Below are 20,919 nucleotides of genomic sequence, written 5' to 3'. Positions count from 1 at the left end.
CCATGCGCAAACAGACACTTCCAGCGACGCTGCTCGCCATCGGCGGCATCGGCCTATCGGCTGGCGCGGCACACGCACAGTCGAGCGTCACGCTGTACGGCATCGTCGACGCTGGTTTCACCTACACCAGCAATCAGGGCGGCAAGTCGAATTATCAGGCGACGTCTGGCAACGAACAGGGCTCGCGCTGGGGTCTGCTCGGCAGCGAAGACCTCGGCGGCGGCAATCACGCAGTATTCCGCCTCGAGAACGGCTTCAATGTGATGAATGGCACGGCCAGCGCGAACGGTCGTATCTTCGGACGCCAGGCATGGGTCGGTTTGTCGAGCGATCGCTACGGCACGTTGACGTTCGGCCGTCAGTACAACGCTTCGCAGGATTCGCTGGAGCCGCTGCAAGTCGCCACCGATACCGTTCAGTACGGCACGCATCCATTCGATGTCGACGATATCAACAACACGTTTCGCACTGACAACTCGATCAAATACGTGACGCCGACTTTCTACGGTCTGCAGATCAACACGATGTATGCGCTGTCGGGCAATGCGGGCAATTTCGCTACGAACCGTTCATACAGCGTTGGCGCGACCTACGCGAATGGTCCATGGCATCTGGGTGCGGCCTACGTGATGCTGGATCATCCGGCCACCGACACAACCGGCGCGATTCCATCCGATAACTACTTCACGTTTCTCAAGGGCATCAGCAAGCAGCGCATTTACGGCGCGGGCGGACTGTACGACATCGGCAATGCAAGTGTCGGGTTGATGTACACGAACACGCGTTTCGAGTTGACACCCGCGAGCCAGTACCAGACCTATCAGAACGCTGAAGCGAGCTTGCGCTACCGCATCACACCCACCGTGCATGCGGCGCTCGGCGAGACCTATACCAATGTTTCGACGAACGGGAAGGTGGACTCGTGGCACTACTGGCAGACGACCGCAGGGCTTCAATACTTCCTCTCCAAATCGACTGACGTCTACATCGATTTGCTGTATCAGCGCGCAACGAACGCAGTGGCGCAGATCGAGGGGGCATCCGGGCCGTCTAGTAGCCACACGCAATTTATTGCCGTCACGGGTATCCGTCACAAGTTCTGATCATTCTTGGAATTTTGTTCATGAGAATTCAAGTTTAGCGGAAGGATGTCCTGCGGTCGGCGGGTGGGGGCATCGCTTTAGGAAGCATATCCAGCCGGCGTCCGGGTATATTTTCAGGGTGCATTCATGCCCGGGACAACCGTCCGGGCCGCCGGCCTCGGGTCTGCGGTCTTGCGCGGCCACAAGCTGCCATCTGGTGTCTCGCTGCCTTCACAGGAAGACAGCATCGCAGGCGTATTCCGGTGTTACCCGCGCCGGAAGACGCGCTCGCCGGGCATGGTGCATTTTCTTAACCGAATGTTTGCCGGCAGCAACCGTTCACCTTGTCTTGGTCGGCGCTTTGGTCGCGCTTTGTACTGCGACATTGCGATACACGTCACGACAGAATTGCATGCCGCCTTCATGCGCGCCATTGACGGCGGCCGCTATATGTACGGCGCTCACAACAGGTTCAGGCATCGGCGGATTGATGAGGGCGGCGTCGACCGCAAGTGGATCGGTAGGCGAGGCTCGCATGATGCCGATGCCCTTGATCGTGACGGCGAGACAGGGGTCCGGCACGAGCGGACCATGCGTGGCGGCGACGTTGAAATTGATGTTCAGCGTCCAGAAGCCCTCATGAATGTTCTGATGAATGATCACCGCCTTCACCACGTCCTGGTGTGACAGCGTGTATTCGTCGTGTGCCATCGGTCCCTCCTTGCTCGTACGCAGTTTGTGCGTACGTGTGCAGATATGGCATTTTGCGCGGGCTAATAGGCCTAGTTTTACGCACAGTTTTTGTACAGCGCAAGTGAAAAGGCAGATGCGCCGACGCGTGACTTTGCGCTGACGGAAGGAGGGGATACCGAGGGTTCGAGGATCTTGGGGCGCGCGGCCGCCGGGGTAGGCAGGGCCGCGCGGAACGACCTTCAGGTGAACAGCGTCTGCTGCATGGGGTTAGTGGAAAATGAGGTACAGGATAACCAGTACGATCAACGGGACGCCAAGAAGCCAGCCAAGAAGGTAAGGCATGATGTGATCTCCTTTCGTATCAACGTTTGAATACGATGGTGACTCAGCATCCGGCGTGCCCGACCTGCTATTCGGATGCCGTCGTCGTCCGGCCGGATGCCCAGCACTCCAAACTGTTCGATTCAAAAGATGAATGCGCTAACGTCTGAGCGTTATCGGTAAAGCTAGCGTGACAACGCGAACGTGTATCAACAATCGACATAAGAATGCCGCCGGATATCCATGCAGTTTGCTGCATCGATATCCGGCGGCCGGCCTGGTTTGAGCTGCTGATCTGATTACCTCAATTCGGCTATATCACGCCGGCGACGAGCAGCACGATCACGACGATCAACACGATGCCAATGCCACCGGTCGGCGCGTAACCCCATGAACGGCTATGCGGCCACGTCGGAAACGCCCCGATGAGGATAAGGATCAGCACAATCAGAAGAATAGTTCCCAACATATTAATAACCTCCGCTTAGGTTCACAGGACCCGCCTGTCAGGACAGCCATGGAGCACGCGGTTTAGGCGAGCTTGCGAAAAGGCCGTATCGATGTCTTGGGGTCCAGCAAGCCATGTGCCCAAAGCAGAAGTTCTGCCGCGAATTGTTTGAAACGATCGTTGCTTACTCGCGTCCGTATTGACGCGTGCTGATCTGATGAATCAATCGTCGAAGCGATTCGGTTCATATCTATAGCGCTGCTTGCGCTGCACAAAAACTTCTCTCCACTCTCCTTTCTTCAGACATTTACCGCGCCTCGTGATGTCCCACGGACGTCCCCCGATCGATCGAGACCGTTACGGGCGGTGTTACGTAACGGGCGCGTTACCGCACACGATTTCGCGTCTTTTTTCGAGGGCTTCCTGAGAGACCGCGTCGGATAAAAACTTATATCTAACAAGGGTTTGCCCGACACGTGCCGACCAATTGTGAAAGAAATCTAACGATTGGCATGCTTGCTGCTTTATAGGTTGCGCGGTGCACAAGATAGACAAGACAAGCAGTACATGTTGGTGAAGTTCGAATCAACGACTGGCCTGGTCGGGGGTATCAGGTCAGTCTCCTCAACGCACAAGCGGTGTGATCTTTTGTTCGGATTCGTCGTGGCGGCGTTTCGCCTGAGTGCCCAGGTTGTGCGGGTGCGAGCGGCTTGTAGTCAATCCCCCATCGTTGTTCCAGGAACGTCCAGTCGTTTTGCTTCGCGCTGGATGGATGAAATCCAGGTTGTGTTGTATTGCGCGCTTCTTCGCGTGCCGGGGCGGTGTTGTTGTCGCGAAGAGCGTGGTGGTGGAAGTACGAGAGACATGAGCTGTTGAAGCGAACACAAGTTGAGCAGCTCGACAAGAACGTTTGGCGCGAGAGACCAGCGCGGGGGATAAGAATGGATACGGCGAATTTTGCGCAGCAAAGAAGAACGATACCAGGGTTGCAAAGCCTGATCGCACGTTTGCTCGATGTGATGCTCGTCGTTCTCGGGGCGGTGGTCGCTTCGCAAGTGCGATTTGAAGATCTCACGCAAAGCCGTATCGATACCGCCTTCGTTGCGTTTGCAGCCGCTTTTACGCTGGTTCTATTCCCTGCATTCGGTGTGTACGGCTCATGGCGTGGGCGGGCAATGCTGCGCATGGCCGGTCAGGTGTCGCTGGCGTGGTTCGTGGTTCAAGGCTGCGGTCTCGCGCTGATGTTCTCACTGCATCGCACGGATTTCATCTCGCGTCTCTGGTTTGCCTATTGGATGGCAATAACGGGCGGCGCGCTGATTGCGTCGCGTCTGGCTGTGCACGCCGTGCTCGCACGAGTGCGCCACGCAGGAATGAATCTCCGCCGGGTTGCGGTGGTGGGGTGTGGGTCGCATTGCCACCAGGTCGTGCGCAATATCGAAGGTTCGACGACTAGCGGGTTTCGTGCGGTGGCGGCCTTTGATGTGCGGCCGGTGATGGGAACGATAGGTTCGGGCGTGCCGGTGTATGACGACATCGTCAAGTTCGCCGCCTACGTGAGATCTCACGATGTGCAGGAGTTGTGGCTCGCGTTGCCGCTTTCTGAAGAACGCACGCTGTCGCGCTTTGTGGCTGAGTTTCGCGATGACCTCGTGAACGTGCGCTTTGTACCTGATATGCGCAGCGTTGCGCTGTTCGATAGCGGCATGATCGATTTGATCGGTATGCCTGCGATCAACCTGGTTGCATCGCCGGTGCCGGCTCGCGCTTTGGTGAAGAAAGAGGTTTTCGATCGTGCATTCGCCGCTTGCGCGCTGGCTGCGCTTGCTCCTCTTCTGATTGCGATTGCGTTCGCCGTCAAGCTGTCTTCGCGTGGACCGGTGTTCTTCACGCAGAAACGCAAGGGCGCGGATGGACGCATCTTCAAGATCTACAAGTTTCGTTCGATGCGTCCTCATGCCGTGGAAACGGGGGTGGTGAAACAGGCCACGCGAGGGGATCCGCGTATTACGCGAGTGGGTGCATTTCTCAGGCGTACTAGCCTGGATGAGTTGCCGCAGTTCTTCAATGTACTGCGTGGCGATATGTCGGTAGTGGGGCCGCGGCCTCATGCGATTGAACATGACGAGCTTTATCAGAAAGTGGTGAACGGCTACATCCACCGGTACCGGATAAAGCCGGGGATCACAGGTTGGGCGCAGATCAACGGATTCAGGGGAGAGACAGACCAGATCGAGAAGATGCAAGGACGCGTCGAACACGATCTGTATTACCTGCGCAATTGGTCGTTCGGGCTCGACATGCGGATTGTCGCGGCGACGGTCTTAAAAGGATTAGGTCATGCGAATGCTTATTGAAAACATGACAGCTACACGGGTCGGGTAAGCGCGTGATGCTCGAAACAATACTGATCGTTTGCGAAGCCAACATGTGCCGGAGCCCCATGGCGGAGATGATTCTGGCGAACAGATTGCCCGACAAAACCATCATGTCGGCGGGTCTGCGCGCGCGGCCGGGGCGTCCGGCCGACCGCGCCACTGCACAGTTGATGCTTGAACGAGGCTACGACCTTAGTGCGCATTTGACGACATTGTTGACGTTGACTCACGCAAAAGCAGCACACCTGATTCTGACTATGACGCTGGATCAGCGCAGCAGGATCGAGTGTGCTTATCCCTTCACACGAGGCAAGGTATACCGGCTCGGCGAGCACGATGACTTCGATATTACGGATCCATATCTTCATCCACGGGCCGCTTATGAAGAGTCGTTCGCACAAATCGAAGTCGGGATCGACAACTGGATTCCAGGAATACGCAAATGCGGCTAGGCGGAACGGCAATCCGGTGCAGCGCAGGGATCGTGCATGTGTGCATGGCCATCCTACTGCTCGCGGCAGTCACAGTGCCGCCCGCCAATGCAAAGTCGCCGAGTTTTCCTGGTCGCAATGAAAAGACAGCAAGCAGCAGTGGAGTTAACGGATCGAAGTTGAAGGTGCCCACAGCGGAAAGGAAGTTGCTGGGTGCGCCATCGGATCTGGATAGTGGCTATCTCGAGCAATTGGGCGGGCCGGCCGACGATTCCGCGACGCCAGCGTTGTCGCTGACGGAAGAGCCCACTACGCCAACTGAAGTGTTGTTTGCGAAAGGAACGGGGCGGGGTGTCACGTCGAGCGCAGCAAACAGGACTTCGGTAGTTCACACGTTGCCGTTGACAAGCGGCACGGCGCTAACGAATACAGATCTGGCATCACACGATGTCGTGACGAATCCCTATATATCGCCGGCCGGAGGGGCGGCGGTATATAGGTCACCCTGGTGATCGAAAGGTGTGCGGGGCGAGTGTCACCAAAGTTTATCGGCACTGACTGGCGGTTTGATGGGACGCAAGCATTGACGGCCTGAAAGTACGCAGGACATTGAGCGTCGGAGAAGGGCAGCAGGAACGAGACCAAAACACAAAAACGGAAAATTCGAGGGCTTCAAGTATGAAACGTACTATCTGGTCAATCTTGACGGCAGTTTTACTGACAGGCCTGTCAGGATGCATGGTTGCACCTGGGATGCGTATGTCAAGTAGCGCGGCCTTACCTATTTCGGGTGGCAGCAAGGGCAATGTGCCTTTGGAACTGAACGTACCGATCCAGGAGATCAACCTTTCGTTACTCCAGCAACGTCGCAACAATCCTGCGCGAGCGGAAAGTCAGGATATTGCTGCTCTGCTTGATAACAAGTCCGCACCCTACGCAATCGGTCCGGGCGACGTCCTTCAAATTACCGTATGGGACCATCCGGAGCTGGCCTCCGCCGAATCTGGTTCCGGGCAGAACGGTTCGGCTCAGCGGCCCGCTGATCCGCCTGCGGGTTTTGTCGTGAATAGTAACGGAGATGTTCAGTTTCCCTACGTGGGCCAATTGAAAGTGGCGGGAAAGACTGCGGACCAGGTGCAAAAGGAATTGGCCGCGTCGCTGACCTATTTCAAGAATCCACAGATCACTGTCCGGCTTGCCTCATTCCGCAGCAAGCAAGTGTATATCGAGGGCGAAGTGCGCACTCCGGGCGTACAGCCGATCAACGACGTGCCGATGACGCTCTACGAAGCGATTAATCGCGCTGGCGGCCTCCAGGCAACGGCCGATCAAAGCCGGCTGGTATTGATCCGCGGCGGGAAGTCCTACTCGATCGATATGACCTCGATGCTGGATCAAAAAATCAGTGGGTCGCAGATCGTGCTGAAAGACGGCGACGTGCTGCGCGTCACCTCCCGTGATCAGAACGGTGTTTACGTAATGGGCGAAGTGAACAAGCCGATCTTCGCTACGCCGTTGCGTGACGGGAGTCTGACGCTGAGCGACGCTTTATCACAAGCGGGAAGCCTGAACAACAACAGCGCAGACGCACACCAGGTCTTCGTGATCCGCGCTTCGACGCCGCAGACGCCGGAGATCTACCACCTGGACGCTGAATCTCCGATTGCGATGGTGCTCGCCAATCAGTTTCAGTTGATGCCCAAGGACGTGGTTTACATCGACGGCAATGGCCTCGTGCGCCTCAATCGCGTACTTAGTTTGCTATTGCCCGCCATTAACGCAGGTCTGACCGGGGCGATTGTCGCGAAATGAACAATTTATTCAATCCCGATCAGGCTCGCGGCACAGCGTTCGGATTGCGCGATCGTCAACAGTATGACGATGTGCCTTCGCAAGCCGAACCCTCTTTGTCCGAATATGTCTCGGTCTTGCTTCAGAACTGGAAGTTGACCGTCAAGATCGCTGCCATCATCTTTGCACTCGGTTTGACCTACGCGTTTCTGGCAACACCGGTGTATCGAGCTGACGCGATGATTCAGGTAGAGGATCCGGCTGCCAGCGCAAAAGAGCCGCTGGGCGAACTGGCATCGCTGTTCGATACGACCGCAACTGCGGCCGCGGAGATCGAACTCGTCATGTCTCGTCTTGTGATTCAGAGGACGGTGCAGGCGCAGCACTTGGATATCGCGGCCAAGCCGAACTATTTTCCAGTGATTGGGCAATTTATCTCGCGTCTCGCAAAGCCCGGAACACTCGTGGTGCCTTGGTTCGGACTGAGCCGGTTTGCCTGGGGAGGCGAACATATTGACATCAGCCGTTTTGACTTGCCTTATGACACGACTTACACGTTGGTGGTCGGCGTCCGTCACGCCTTCGAGTTGCAGGACGAAGATGGGCAGGTAATTGCACGCGGGGTGTCAGGCCAGCCCAGTGTCGCGCTAGTGGATGGCCAGCAGGCAACCATACTCGTTGATAGCCTCATCGCAAATGCGGGAACCCGCTTCACTGTCAAACGCTCAAGGTTGCTCGAAACAATTTCCCGACTGCAGAATGATCTTGTCGTAGAGGAAAAATCCAAGCAGTCAGGCGTTATCAGCGTGACTCTCGACGGTGACGACAGCGATAAGGTTACTCGCATCGTCAATAGCATAGGGTCTAACTATGTCGATCAGAACGTTACAAGAAAAAGAGACGAGGCTCAGGCGACGCTGGATTTTCTTGGGAAACAGCTTCCGGCCTTAAAGTCAAAACTTGAGGGGTCCGAGGATCTATACAACGCATTTCGCAATCGGAAGGGCACCGTTGACCTGAGCGAGGAGAGCAAGTTGTTGCTCGGTCAACTGGTGGATCTGAAATCGAAGCAGATGGAACTCGAGCAGAAGCGCAACGAACTGCAGCAGCGCTTTTCAGACGATCACCCTACCGTGGTGGCGCTCACTGGCAATATCGCGGCGCTCGTCGCAGAACAGAAAACACTTTCTGGTCGTGTTGAGAGCCTACCAAATACAGAACAGGAAGCACTCAGGTTACTTCGTGATGTCCGGGTGAATACGGAGCTTTATACCAATTTGCTCAACAGCTCACAGCAATTGAGCGTGATCGAAGCCGGAGAGGTTGGAAACGTCAGAGTAGTGGACTGGGCAATGCATCCGGATCGACCGGTCAGGCCGAAGAAGTTGATCGTGGCGGGCATATCGCTGATTCTTGGCATCGTAATGGGCATCGCGGTGCCTTTCGTCCGCCGGTCGCTACAGATACGTATCGAGCACTCGGATCAGATAGAACAGATCCTTGGCACGCCGGTTTACTCGGTTGTCCCGCACAGCAGTCGGCAAATGGCAATTGAGCGGCAGCTTAGCAAGGGGCGCACGGGGAAATTACTACTGGCCGTGTCTGCGCAGGACGACATCGCTATCGAAGCAATTCGCAGCTTGCAAACCGCTTTGTACTTCGGTGCGTTCGATGCCGTCAACAACATCATCCTTATTACAGGCTCACGCCCCAACGTCGGCAAATCATTTCTCGCGACCAATCTCGCAGCAGTTCTGGCGGCCGGTGGCAAGCGAATTCTGTTGATCGATGCGGATCTCAGGCGCGGAAGTATTCACACTTGCTTGGGCACCGGGGTTGTTCCTGGATTTTCCGATTCGCTCTCGAACGGTGCATGTGAGGCGTTGATTCATCACGATGTACTGCCCGGCCTCGATTTTCTGGCTAGAGGATCGATCCTGCCGAACCCAGCTGAATTGCTAATGGGCTCGCGGCTGAAGTCGCTGCTTGATGAATTCGCGTCGAAGTACGACGCGGTGATTATCGACACGCCTCCGGTACTTGCTGTAACGGATGCGGCCGTCATCGCGCGTCACGCCGGAACGACATTGCTAGCGATACGTCACGGGCAGCAAACGTCGAGCGAAATTGCGGAGACGGCTCGGCGCATGCGTAACGCTGATGTACAGGTACGAGGCGTTGTGCTCACGGACGTTCCCCAAAGCCGCTTGGGTTACGGCAGCTACAACGCGAGCTACTACGCTTATGAAAGCCGCTAGCGCAATCAACGGCCAGAGGCGCGAGGCGCGAGGGGGCGCCATACGCACTTCGCCTCGGTGGGTCGATTTATATTTCCTCACGGGACTCCTGTTTCTGTCGATGGAGTTTGTCCAGGTGGGGCCTGCCCGAATCAATCAGATGTGGGCACTCGCTGTTCTGATGCTGCTGCTTATCAATAAGTCCGTCTATGTGCGGGCGCGTGAAGTTCTGCCGTTTGCACTGTTTATCGCAGTGGCGCTGTTGCTCACAGGTTTCAGCGGTTATGAACGCATCAAGCCGATCGAGCAAATAGTCAAGTTTGTGGTGATCTATCCGGCTTTCTATCTGATCGGCCGATCATTTGGACGGCATTACGTGAGCCACCGCTTGCCCTTAGGTTATTGGACATTGTTCGGTTTTTTGCTGTTCCAGGTAGCGCTCCAAAAGCTGAACGTACCTGTGCTTTATCAGGCAGTGGATTTTATGCAGGACGCACTGCATGGGTCGTTTAAGGAACGAAACTGGTTGGCAACCTTCTTTTTTTGCACAAGTTTTGTGCTGTTCTTACAGTCTGAGAAGAAAGCGTCCGACGCTGCCTGGTTTCTTGGGCTGGGTGCAGTGGTGGCGCTGCTTAGCGAATCGAAGACAGTGTTGATTCCGTGCGGCATTGTTTTAATGACTCAAATCAAGGGTCGCACCTATTTGAAGATCATTGCGTTGTGCGCCGGTGCTGCCCTTTACTACTACCGCTTCAAGAAGGAACTGTCAGGCGACATGCTGAGAGTCAGGCTGGAGGAAGAGCGCGGCCTGGCTTTCGTCATCAGTATTGGTCTGGTTGCGAAGGACTGGCTGGGCTATGGCTTCGGCTTCGTTGAAGGTTACTTTGCTACGTCAGCGATTAGCGTTAAAGGACTTGGTGCGGGAACCAACTCCGTTTTTTGTTCGCCACTGGATTTAATGCTGATTGCAGGCGTTCCCGGGGTGATGGTGTGGTTAGTGTTCTTTTGCGGTGTGGGACTTGGTTGGCGGACCATGTTGTGTTTATCTCCGATTGCCGCGTGGTCGCTGATCAACCCCATGCATCAAAGCGAAATGGTCTATTTGTTTTGCGGCTATCTGGTGTCCTGGGGACGTGGAGCTAATCCCCCCAAGGTCACCCGGAAGCAGCAACGGTTACCACGTGCGCGAGTGCACGCTGCACGCCAGTATCGTTTCAACAGGAAGGCGATATGAAATTCTCGTTGATCATGGCCACCCTCGGAAGAAGTGCTGAAGTCGAGCGACTGTTTGCGTCGCTGGCGTCGCAAGTTTGCAAAGACTTTGAACTTATTGTGGTCGATCAGAACGATGACGATCGAGTGAAAGCAGTGGTCAATCGCTATAGCAATCGGATGGAGATTGTCTATTTGCGGTCGGAGAAGGGATTGTCGCGCGCGCGCAACGTGGGGCTACGTGCAGTGCGCGGCGACGTGGTCGCTTTCCCAGACGACGACTGCTGGTACGCACCAGAGGTGCTGTCATTCGTGACTGGGCAGTTGAGCCGGGATCCCTCACTCGCGGGACTCACGGGCTGTAGCGTGGACGGCCACGGTCGGTTGTCGCAAGGGCGATGGTCCACCAATCCTCATTTGATCAATCGCTATAACGTTTGGACCAGCGCAACCTCCTACACGATCTTCTTGCGGACTACCGCTGTGCGAGCTGCGGACGGATTCGATGAGCAGTTGGGTGTGGGTTCGGGCTCTCGTTGGGGCGCGGGGGAGGAAGTCAATTTTCTTCTGGGGGCGTTGCGTGTCGGCGCCGCGGTTCGTTACGACCCGGCGCTTCGTATATCGCATCCGGAGCCGTTACAGCAGTTTGACGAAAGAGCATTTGCACGGGGGCGTCTCTATAACCGGGGCTTTGGCCGTGTGCTGGGACTCAACGGCTACCCGTGGCATTTTGTCCTCTACCTACTCGCTCGACCGATGCTGGGATGTGTGCTGTCCCTGCTCAAGGGAGATTTTGCCCGTTCCCGCTATTACTGGATAGCGACTAGTCAGCGCGTGCTTGGCTGGTCCGACAGGGGATGAATGTGTCCGATGCGACTACGAGACAACCCTCAGGAACCGAGTACACCGTGTACGCGGATCTTCGCTGGCCCGCACAGACCGGCATTGGCAACGTAATGACGGCGTGTCTTCAACGTGCGCCACGGAGCGTGCGGGTGGAGAGGCTGGGTGTCGACGGCAAAATCGGTAGTCCATTGTCTCCGCTGTCGATTTCAGCGGCGCTCGCAGGAAAGGATCGGCCTGGTGCGTTCTGGAGCCCAGGATTCGTGCCGCCCGCGTGGGGCCGTCATCCTTCGGTTGTCACGGTGCACGATCTGACGCATTTGCACTTCTATTCGAAATTGCATCGTGCTTATTACGATCTTCTTTTCCGCGGTATGTATCGGCGCTGCACGGCAATCGTCTGTGTTTCCGAATATACGCGCAGTGAGTTCCTCACCTGGTCTGGTATCGAGTCAGATCGTGTGCACGTCGTCCTGAACGGTGTAGATCCGGCTTATGCGCTCAACGATGAGACCTTAGATATCGATTACCCATATGTACTTTATCCGGGTAACCGACGCGGTTACAAGAACATCGATCGACTGCTCGCCGCTTACGCGCAATCTACTCTGCCAGGGAAAGGGATTCATTTGCTGTTGACTGGAAATCCGGATTCTAAACTAGCCGCGCTAGCCGAGAAGCAAGGCGTAGGAAACCTCGTGCGTTTCGCCGGAGAAGTGCCCGATGGACACATGCCACGGCTGTACCGCGGGGCATTGTTTGTCGCGTTCGTGTCGCTTTACGAAGGATTCGGATTGCCGATCGTGGAAGCAATGGCTTCTCGCGTTCCGGTATTGACTTCTAGCACCTCTGCCATGCCCGAAATAGCGGGCCGCGCGGCACTTATCGTCAATCCATGGAATGTGAGCGATATTCGAACAGGAATGAACCGCCTTGCCGAAGCTTTCACGCTCCGGCAGGAGTTGATTGAAGCCGGCGTTGAACGGGCCGCGCGTTTTAGCTGGGACCGGGCGGCTGCCGATCATTGGAGTGTCGTGGAAGACGTATGTCTAGCAGCGTGAAGACTGCAGATTGGAACAGGTTCGATTACTAGAAATTCCGGGGAAAATATGAACCGCAAAAATGATCTCAACGTCGTTATAGTCAACTTTAGAACGCCTGATATGGCGATCAATTGCGTGAGTTCCATTCTCGCGCTCGAGGTCGCGCTTCCAGAAGATATTGTCGTTGTCGAAAATGCTTCACCAGACGATTCGTATTTGCGACTGCGTGCTGAATTGCCGTCCGGCGTCCGTCTCATCCGGGCGTCGATGAACCGCGGTTTTGGGGCCGGCGTCAATTTGGGAATGGTAGCCGGAACTCGCGAATGTGTGCTGGTACTAAATCCTGATACCTACTTTGTTGACTGTAGCCTTGAGAAGGCGCTGGATACGCTTGAAGCCGATCCGGCGATCGGACTGGTTGGTCTCGATCTCACCAATCCGGATGGCTCGCGTCAATATTCGGCAAGACGTTTTTATAGCTTGCTCGACATTGTTGGGCGGCGTACTTCGCTGGGTAGGTCGAATCTGCTGCGCAAGCGTCTTACCCAACATCTGATGATGGATGCGTGGACACCCGGTGTTCCCTTCGACGCAGAGTGGGTCATGGGAACAGGCTTTGTCGTACGGCGCCATATCTTCGAGGAGTTGAGTGGAATGGACGAGGCATACTTCCTGTACATGGAAGATGTCGATCTGTGCGCACGTATCTGGCACGCCGGCTATCGGGTGGTGTGCGTGCCTGGTGCTCGCCTTGTACACGAACATCAGCGGCAATCCGCCGGGAAATTGATCGATCGGGCGAGCCGCAGTCACCTGAAGAGCTTGCTTCGGTTCCGTAACAAGTTTCGCGTGCCCTTGACGTTTCCTCCTGGTGTCAACGGTCTCGGTAAATGACGGTAACGAGCGTACGTCGTCAGAGGTCGATAGCCGGGATGAATTGGCACGCTTGCGCGTTCATTGAAGCTGGGCTGTGGCGAGCGGTCACGCTGCTGATTGGCACATGGTTTGTCGTATTTCCAGTCGTCGGCTACGCGGCGGTACCGTCTTTGTTGGTGAATGGAGATTTTTCTGCAGGTCGTTCTGGTTGGTGGGGTGATACCTCCAACATCGTTCCGCACGGCACCGGTATGGCATTGCGGCTATCTTCAGGTTTTGCTGCGCAGGACCGAATCGCGATAGAGGCAGGGCGGCATTACCATGTTCGGTTAGCTATCCGTACGGTTAACGCACCGGTTGGCGCCGCGTTTGTCCAGATTAGCTTTCGCGGAGACAATGTCGACAAGCGTTGGCGCGGTAATGAGCGCATCGTACAACCGTGGGGAACGGAGGCGGCGGCTGTCGTCGCCCAAGGCCGGGAAGGTGTCTGGCAGACATATGACGCTGTTCTGGCTGCGCCGTCGCAAGCGAGTCAGATGTTGATCTATTTGCGAAAGATGCAGGGGACGTCAGGCGTAGCGGAATTTAGCGACGTGAGCGTGACGCCGACCGATGAACCTGTCACCGGTGCTGATGATCTCCAGAGTGTACGGCTGCACGCGACGTTGTTTCCGCCTGCGTTGCCGGAGGCAGAGCGAAATTCCCGGCTGGCAGCAATAGTCAAATCTGCAGGTACACCCGCGGCGCGACTTTTGCTGGCTGAGCATGGCATTGCCCGATATCACGTGCATGTAGGCACGTCAGCCGACGCTATGACCCTACACGCCGCGACTGAACTTGCAGACTATTTAAAACAGATCACCGGTGCGGACGTTGCGCCGATATCGACCGACGATGCACCGCAGTCTGGTCCATTGCTGGTTGTCGGCAGCGGCAATCGATTGGCAACGGCACTATGCCGGAATGCCGATCGGAATGCGCTCGGCCAGGACGGGTTCATATTCTGCACGTCAGGGCCAAATCTGGTTGTTGAGGGATTAACGTCGCGTGGAACGATGTATGGTGTCAACTGGTTGCTTGATCGGGTTCTCGGCGTCAAATGGCTCGCACCAGACGCGACATACGTACCCTTGCGTGCAACGCTAAGCATTCCGGCGCTTAACGAGCGCCATGTGCCGCGGTTTGCTTACCGGGAAATTCTGAGTAACGAAGGACAGGACCGGGCTTTTCGTGCCCACAATCTGTTGAACGGGGAGTCGCACGGTCCGTCGTTCTCGGCGTCTCCAGCGGCTCTCGATAACTGGGACCATAGCTGGCTGGCAAAAGACGGCGACGCGTCGTTCTGGGACCTGCTCCCCAGGCAGGTCTATGCCAAGGATCATCCAGAATGGTATGCGGGAGGGCAGATTGCGATGATGGATCCGGCGGTGCGCCGCATCCTTGCCGGAAACGTCATTGCACGCTTGCGGCGCCTGCCTGATTACACCAAGGTCTGGTTCGGCATCCACGATATGGATTGGGGCTGGGACATGGATGCGGCGAGCCGTGCCTTTGCAGAAAAGCACGGCGGAAGTCCGTCCGCGCCGCTGCTCGATATGGTGACGGACGTGGCGGCACAAGTACGCGAAGTCATGCCCGGCGCCAGATTGGCCTTCAATGCCTATCACTGGGGGTTTGCACCGCCGGTCGGGATGACTATGCCGGACTATGTCCTGGTGTACCCGATGACCATTCAGGTGGACTACAGTACACCGTTGGATACGGGTCGTAACGAGGCATTAGGAAAAGCTTTGGCAGGTTGGAATGCCATTGCGCCGCACATGTTCGTTTGGGACCACATCACCAACTTCGGCGGCTTCATTCAGCCTACGCCGAACATTTATCCAATCGGCGAGAGCATACAGTGGCTCGCGGCTTTGAAGCACGTATCCGGCTACTTCGCAGAAGGAAGCTGGAATACGCCCGGCGCCGAATTCGCCAGTTTGCGCGTCTGGATGATGGCGCGGCTCCTTTGGAACCCGGATCAGGATGTCCGCGCGCTAGTCGCAGAATACTGTGATAACTATTTCGGCGCGGCATCTCCGTACGTCGTCGCCTATATCAACCTGATGCACGCCACGCTCGCGAGAAGCGGCGATCTGTTGGGAGAGCAGACTCCAGTCGGAATGGCGATGTATTCGCGCGATTTTGTCGCATCAGCGGACAAGCTTTTGGCGCAAGCTGAACGCGCGGTGTCGGAGGACAGTGTGCTTACGGCACGTGTACGACAAGCGAGAATTCCACTTGATTACGTCATTCTGGTGCGTCGAAACGAGTACAACGTGCTGCCTACCGGAAGTTCATGGCAAGTCAATCACGCCACACGTCTGCAGCGATTCGAGGCGTCTCTCAAGGCAGCGCATGTCAGGATGTTTCGCCAGGGCGCCGATATGGCTGCGTTGGAGGAATTACTCGCTATCGAGCGGTGGCCTGCCAAGCCGCCTGCTGAGGTCGTGAATCTGTCTCAGGCAGACTGGCAAGACTTTCAGGATGTCGATTTGAACCTTTACGGCGGCGCACATATTGTCGCTGATGCTTCGGCCAGTGATGGAGCGGCGGTTCTGATAAAAGGGAATTCGTTTAACTGGGCCGTGCAATTCAAATTCGACAATCTGCCGCGCACGGCAGCTTGGGATTTGTACGTGGTGCTGCGCGTGCACGCCAGCGGAAAGACAGATCACCCTGGCGGGGCCCGGGTCGGTTCTTTCCCGCCAATGGACTGCTTTACCGAAGTCTCATCTGAAGCGCTCAGCGGCGCCAGGTACCAGGTCGTCCTTGTGCCTGGGGGGCCATTTTCCTACGGCACAAATCACGACCAAGGCGCTTATGTGCAGGCCGATCGACTTGATGCCGATGATCAGCTATTGGTCGACCGTTTTTTTGTGGTGCGTCACGGCTCAACTCTGAAATGAGCCGGCTCGTGAGGGTGTGTCGCATTGCGTAACGTGGCGTTACGTAATGCGGCGGCGTAACAAGTTCTGATCACCGCGAGAATTGAGCCAAATTACCCGATTCGATCGTTGATTTGCTCCTCATTCAGCGGAAAGATCGCAGATGCTTCGAATATAAAAATCAATTCATGTGGGCGTACTTCTTGCTTTTACGGTGCGATGCACAAGAGCGCTCGATAAAGGCATCGGCGGGCCAGTGTCAGGAAAATTGAAATAGCCCGCACATCTTTTTTCGATCGTCAGTGCGATGTGTATTGCACGCGTCTGTACCGGGGAATGCTTCAAGCAGGCTAGTGGAAAGGACAGGACCCACCGGATATCGGGGCGGTGGGCAAGATAAACGTGGGCGGAGTGAATGCGAGTGGCGTCGGCGGTCGGGGAGCGCAACTGGCAACCCCATCCAGGATCAACTCGGGGTCCCTCAGTGCCTGCAATTCGATTAATAACAATGCGCAGTAAAGCGCTTCGATTCGATCCATGCTCAAAAGACCGCACGCTCAACCGGCAGCATTGGCACCTAAAGCAATAGCACTCTGCGCCATGCTGGCTTTCTCGCTCGCTGCTCACGCCATGGACCCTGCGCTGAACTCGCTTGGGCAGAGCGGTGGCTTAGTCATTCCTTATGGTTTCGTGTTGCCGCCTGGGACGGTTGAAGCTCAATACAACAACTATATTGACCCGCGGTATGGACGCCAGGCCACCGCCGGCCAGATGTATTGGGGGGCAGTCGGACTTCTGCCGTATGTTGAGTTGGCCGGTGGCCTGGTCAATTATCCTGGGAACGTCCACGCGCCGTTTTCAGGCGCGGACCACTTCATCTTTCGTCACCTCATGGCTGACATCAAAGTCGAAGTGCCGAAATTCTTTAAGTATCAACCCAGTATTGCGTTTGGCGTGACGGACGTCGGCGGCCAGACGCACTTCTTCCGGTCGAAATATGGTGTTGTGTCGGAAGCGTTCGGGCCGCTCACGTTGACGGCCGGTTACGGTCAGGGCGATCGCCTGGACGGCTTGTTTGGCGGCGCGCAACTGTCGCTTTGGAAAACCGGCTTTTCGCTCCTCGCCGAAGACGATTCGAAGACCCCTTATGCCGGCGTGCGCTACCAGTCTCCGAGAATCAGTTGGCTGGCGGACGCGAACGTGATCGGTACTTTCGTGCGCTCGATTCGGTCAACGAATGGCGTGTCGCCACGTACATCCTTTTCCGTCGGAATTCAAATTCCTTTGGGCAAGCGGTTTAGTGCACCGCTCTGCGAGACGGGTTTGTGCGATGGACCTCAGGTGCCGTTGGCGCAAGAAGCGGACGGGACGGGGCATGACGAACCGATCCAGCTTGGCAGCTTGCGGGCGATCGATACCCAGGCGGTGGCCAACGGCGCCAATCCGCTCACGGGGGTACCGGTCGTCTATGTGCCGCCGCTGCGCACTTATGCGTCGGTAATGCTGAGCGAAGTGTCGCCTGCCGCGCCAGATAGGCCCTCCCCGGTGCTTGCCGATGCGCTCGATACATCGGCGCTCGACATCATTGCTACGCAACTCTTTGCTGCTGGACTCGAGCGTGTGCGGGCAGGGTATAGCGGAAACGATCTGGTTATCGAATACGAGAACCATCGCTACAACCAGAACGAAGCTGACGCGCTTGGTATTGCGCTTGGCATAGCAAGCGTGAATGCACCGCAGGGTATCGACAAGATTCGCGTGGTGATCAAGAAGGCGAACGAGCCGCTCGGCGAAGTGAGCGTCGACCGTCAGGCTTTTGCGCAATTTGTTGCCGGTGGTGCACCGTCAACCGCCAGTGCGTCGATGACGATGCAAAGCCGTCCAACCTACGACTCGGACACAATCGCGTGGCATGGCAACGAACATAGCCATGGGCTCACGCGGATTCAAATTCAGCCGATTGTCAGCTATCTCTACGGGACTGAATACGGCAACTTCGACGTTTCGTTGGGTGCGAATATTCAAGGCTTTGTGCCACTGTGGCGCGGTGCTGAATTTTACGCGAGCTATATCGCGCCACTCTACAACACAAAGAACATGGATGACGGTCGCGTGTTCAGCAACTATCGACTCCGTGGTGGGCTGAATGCTGTCGCGCTTGCACAAAGCTTCTGGATCATGCCACAGGTGCTTAACGTTGCCGCCGTCGGCAAGTTCGACTATTCATTTGTCGGTGTTCAAAACGAAACGACGGTGTTCGTACCTGGGCGCCCCGATCTGATTCGATTGCGCCTTGCTTATCTGCACCACGAGCCGGGTCACGACACGTTACCCAGCGAAAAAAACGCGGAGCTGACGTATCGCTGGGTTCAGCCGGCCTGGAAACTCTGGGTTGAAGCGGGTGTTGCGCGTTTTGTGGGTGGCGACAAAGGGCCCGTCGCGACCTTGACCCGCTGGTTCGACGACGTTTCCGTGAGCGTGCATGGTGAGCATAGTGGCCAGGGCACTTTTGTCGGCGCAGCGGTCAGTTTCCCACTCACGTTGCGGCAGGGCATGAAGCCTGGCGTTACTCAGGTCGATGGCACCGGGGCATTCGGACTTGATTTCCGAACGCGAGTGAGCGCGACCAATTACGTGTCTGCCACCGCCGCGGAGAACATGAGCTTTCCGTACAGCACTCAGCAATATTTGCTGAACCAAGGGCGCTTTAGTGGCGAGTACTTTGCCACACAACTTTATCGCATGCGCGATGCGTATCTGCGTTACGCAAGACCGGATGCCGACGTGTCGAAACCAAAGTCGCAAGCGAACATGCCCTCTGTTTCAACGGGGGCGGGGCTTGCGCATGGTGCGTGCGGAATCGCATCGCCGGGTGTGAGCGACGGACAGGCGATTGTGCCTGTCAATTGTGATTGACTTCCTTTGGAGAAAAGAAATGAGGCTTTTTAACGTTGGCGTGCTTCGTGCGCTGCAGTTTGGCTCAATTGTTATCGCGGCCAGTGCACTGGTTGCATGTGGTGGAAGTGATGATAGTGGCAGTTCCCCGGGCGCAACGGTTAAAGGTACCACAGCGGTTGGCGCGGCTCTGGCAAACGCGAGTGTTTCACTGACGTGCAAGAACGGTTCGGGTAGCGCGACGTCCAGTGCAAACGGAGCATATTCCGCGACGTTTAAATTTGACCCTCCGTGTGCAATTACCGCGTCTAGCGGTGCGGTGACAATCCACTCATTTGCTGCAAGCTCAGGTACGTTCAATGTGACGCCGCTAACCGACCTGCTATTGAGCTATCTTGCCGGGCAATTGGGTACGACAGAGAGCGCCTTGCTTGCGGGAATTTCGACTAATGCGTCGTTTCAGAGCGCCTTGACCAACAGTACGGTAATTGCCAACGCGGTCGCGGGTGTGACGACGCTTCTTAAGAATACCTATGGCATCACGCTTTCGTCGGGTTCATTCCTGACACTCGCCTTTACACCCGGGACGAACGGGCCGGATTCCGATCTCGACGCATTGCTAGCGGCGGGCGCGATTACCAGCAATGGTCAACCTGCAGCGTCTCTTGTGACGGCTGCGGTCGCGGCGGGCGCTGCGGCGCCGATCTCCGGTGGGAGTGCAGGAGGAGGGGGCGCTACGGGAGGAACTGGTGCGTCAACCACTCAATAAAGCTGTAGCAGCGGTGGTTTGTTAAGGTTGTCCGGGGTCCGTGCCAACGACGCGCGGGCGAGATCGGACCTTGGACAATCTGCGCAGCGGCATGCGGCATGTAAGAAGAAGTCATATCGGGGTGTTTCAGATGAAAGTTAGCCTGATCCTATGCAGCAAAAATGGCGGAGAGCGGCTTGAGACTTGCTTGAATCACATTGTCGAGCTTGATGCTCCTGACGATATGCAAGTGATTCTGGTCGATAACGGTTCGACTGACGGATTCTCATATTCGTTGATGACGAAATTTGCAGAGTTGTGCCGCTGGGACTGTCAGGTTTTGCAGACTTTCATTCCAGGAAATGCTGCGGGAAGAAACGTGGGCCTTGAAAGGGCTGACGGCGATATCTGTCTTTTCATCGATGACGATTGCTATGTCGATAAGCGCTTCGTCTACGAATGGATAAAAGTTTTCAGATCTAGCGGCGTGGGATTCGGATCCGGGCGAATATTGCGCTACACAGAGCATCAGTCTGATCTTGGTTGCGTCGAATACCAATATCAGAAACTACTTGGATCGAACTACGTGCCGCGTGGATTCATTCAAGGTTCGAATATGGCATTTCGGCGCGAATGTCTGACTGCCGCGGGTCCCTTCGACCGGAGATTCGGCTCAGGCACTGCGTTCGCTGGCGAGGAATGGGATTTGGCCTTGAGGGCGGGATTCAGAGGCTGGAAGGGCGGCTATTTTCCTGGCCCGGTGGTCGCACACGATCATCGGCGTGGAAAAGGCGAAACACGCCGGCGTCTCCTTTTTTACGACTATGGCGGCGGAGCAGTGTACGCGAAACATATTTTCGGCGAGCGTGGCGCGTTAGTCACCAGTCGCTTCATTCGCGAGTTTTTGGTCATTGGGAAGAATCCCCTGAGGGTTGCCTCCTTCTTGAGAGGCTTTTTCGCATTCCTTTTTATTTCCGCGCCAAAGAGTTAG

General features: G+C 56.1%; 15 protein-coding genes. 13 read left to right on the top strand and 2 right to left on the bottom strand.

The window, feature by feature from the left end; all coding sequences use genetic code 11:
- Positions 1–2 precede the first annotated feature (2 nt).
- Positions 3–1,103 (top strand): porin, encoded by a 1,101-nt coding sequence (locus M0D68_RS00990; protein WP_256456886.1) that lies wholly within the window; start codon positions 3–5, stop codon positions 1,101–1,103.
- Positions 1,104–1,421: 318 nt separating this feature from the next.
- Here M0D68_RS00990 and M0D68_RS00985 read toward each other — a convergent pair whose 3' ends face one another.
- Positions 1,422–1,793, bottom strand: a complete 372-nt coding sequence (locus tag M0D68_RS00985; RefSeq protein WP_200654544.1) for a hypothetical protein — start codon at positions 1,791–1,793, stop codon at positions 1,422–1,424.
- Between the two features lie 616 nt (positions 1,794–2,409).
- Positions 2,410–2,565, bottom strand: a complete 156-nt coding sequence (locus M0D68_RS00980) for a DUF3309 family protein (protein ID WP_093642071.1) — start codon at positions 2,563–2,565, stop codon at positions 2,410–2,412.
- Between the two features lie 956 nt (positions 2,566–3,521).
- Between M0D68_RS00980 and M0D68_RS00975 the strand changes: the two genes are divergently transcribed.
- The 12 genes from M0D68_RS00975 to M0D68_RS00920 all read left to right on the top strand — a co-directional run bounded on the left by M0D68_RS00975 (position 3,522) and on the right by M0D68_RS00920 (position 20,919).
- The gene (locus M0D68_RS00975; RefSeq protein WP_266223947.1) at positions 3,522–4,901 is read left to right on the top strand and encodes an undecaprenyl-phosphate glucose phosphotransferase; all 1,380 of its coding nucleotides are present in this window, start codon (positions 3,522–3,524) and stop codon (positions 4,899–4,901) included.
- A 35-nt stretch (positions 4,902–4,936) separates the two neighbouring features.
- Positions 4,937–5,374, top strand: coding sequence for a low molecular weight phosphotyrosine protein phosphatase (locus M0D68_RS00970; protein WP_266223946.1), 438 nt, complete (start codon positions 4,937–4,939; stop codon positions 5,372–5,374).
- Positions 5,375–6,031: 657 nt separating this feature from the next.
- Positions 6,032–7,165: a polysaccharide biosynthesis/export family protein gene (locus M0D68_RS00965; protein ID WP_211700262.1), complete on the top strand. Its 1,134-nt coding sequence runs from the start codon at positions 6,032–6,034 to the stop codon at positions 7,163–7,165.
- Positions 7,162–9,402, top strand: a complete 2,241-nt coding sequence (locus M0D68_RS00960) for a polysaccharide biosynthesis tyrosine autokinase (RefSeq protein WP_266223545.1) — start codon at positions 7,162–7,164, stop codon at positions 9,400–9,402. The genes M0D68_RS00965 and M0D68_RS00960 overlap by 4 nt, the downstream gene beginning before the upstream one ends.
- A gap of 139 nt (positions 9,403–9,541) precedes the next feature.
- Complete coding sequence (locus tag M0D68_RS00955; RefSeq protein ID WP_266223544.1) at positions 9,542–10,615, top strand: hypothetical protein; 1,074 nt, start codon at positions 9,542–9,544, stop codon at positions 10,613–10,615.
- Positions 10,612–11,454 (top strand): glycosyltransferase family 2 protein, encoded by an 843-nt coding sequence (locus M0D68_RS00950; protein WP_211700265.1) that lies wholly within the window; start codon positions 10,612–10,614, stop codon positions 11,452–11,454. The genes M0D68_RS00955 and M0D68_RS00950 overlap by 4 nt, the downstream gene beginning before the upstream one ends.
- Positions 11,451–12,497, top strand: a complete 1,047-nt coding sequence (locus M0D68_RS00945; RefSeq protein ID WP_323137183.1) for a glycosyltransferase family 1 protein — start codon at positions 11,451–11,453, stop codon at positions 12,495–12,497. Before M0D68_RS00950 ends, M0D68_RS00945 begins: the two co-directional genes overlap by 4 nt.
- A 48-nt stretch (positions 12,498–12,545) precedes the next feature.
- The gene (locus tag M0D68_RS00940; protein WP_266223542.1) at positions 12,546–13,373 is read left to right on the top strand and encodes a glycosyltransferase family 2 protein; all 828 of its coding nucleotides are present in this window, start codon (positions 12,546–12,548) and stop codon (positions 13,371–13,373) included.
- Positions 13,374–13,411: 38 nt separating this feature from the next.
- Complete coding sequence (locus M0D68_RS00935; RefSeq protein ID WP_266223541.1) at positions 13,412–16,306, top strand: DUF4838 domain-containing protein; 2,895 nt, start codon at positions 13,412–13,414, stop codon at positions 16,304–16,306.
- A 579-nt stretch (positions 16,307–16,885) separates the two neighbouring features.
- Positions 16,886–19,201: a YjbH domain-containing protein gene (locus tag M0D68_RS00930; protein WP_266223540.1), complete on the top strand. Its 2,316-nt coding sequence runs from the start codon at positions 16,886–16,888 to the stop codon at positions 19,199–19,201.
- The gene (locus tag M0D68_RS00925; RefSeq protein WP_308187544.1) at positions 19,179–19,949 is read left to right on the top strand and encodes a carboxypeptidase regulatory-like domain-containing protein; all 771 of its coding nucleotides are present in this window, start codon (positions 19,179–19,181) and stop codon (positions 19,947–19,949) included. Before M0D68_RS00930 ends, M0D68_RS00925 begins: the two co-directional genes overlap by 23 nt.
- Before the next feature lie 70 nt (positions 19,950–20,019).
- The gene (locus M0D68_RS00920; protein ID WP_266223539.1) at positions 20,020–20,919 is read left to right on the top strand and encodes a glycosyltransferase family 2 protein; all 900 of its coding nucleotides are present in this window, start codon (positions 20,020–20,022) and stop codon (positions 20,917–20,919) included.

Origin of the sequence: Paraburkholderia sp. SEWSISQ10-3 4, assembly GCF_030464785.1 — a bacterium.
In the GTDB taxonomy this organism is placed as follows: Bacteria; Pseudomonadota; Gammaproteobacteria; order Burkholderiales; family Burkholderiaceae; genus Paraburkholderia; species Paraburkholderia aspalathi.
Note: the sequence above shows the minus strand (reverse complement) of the source record. Positions and strands in the feature narration are given on the sequence as shown.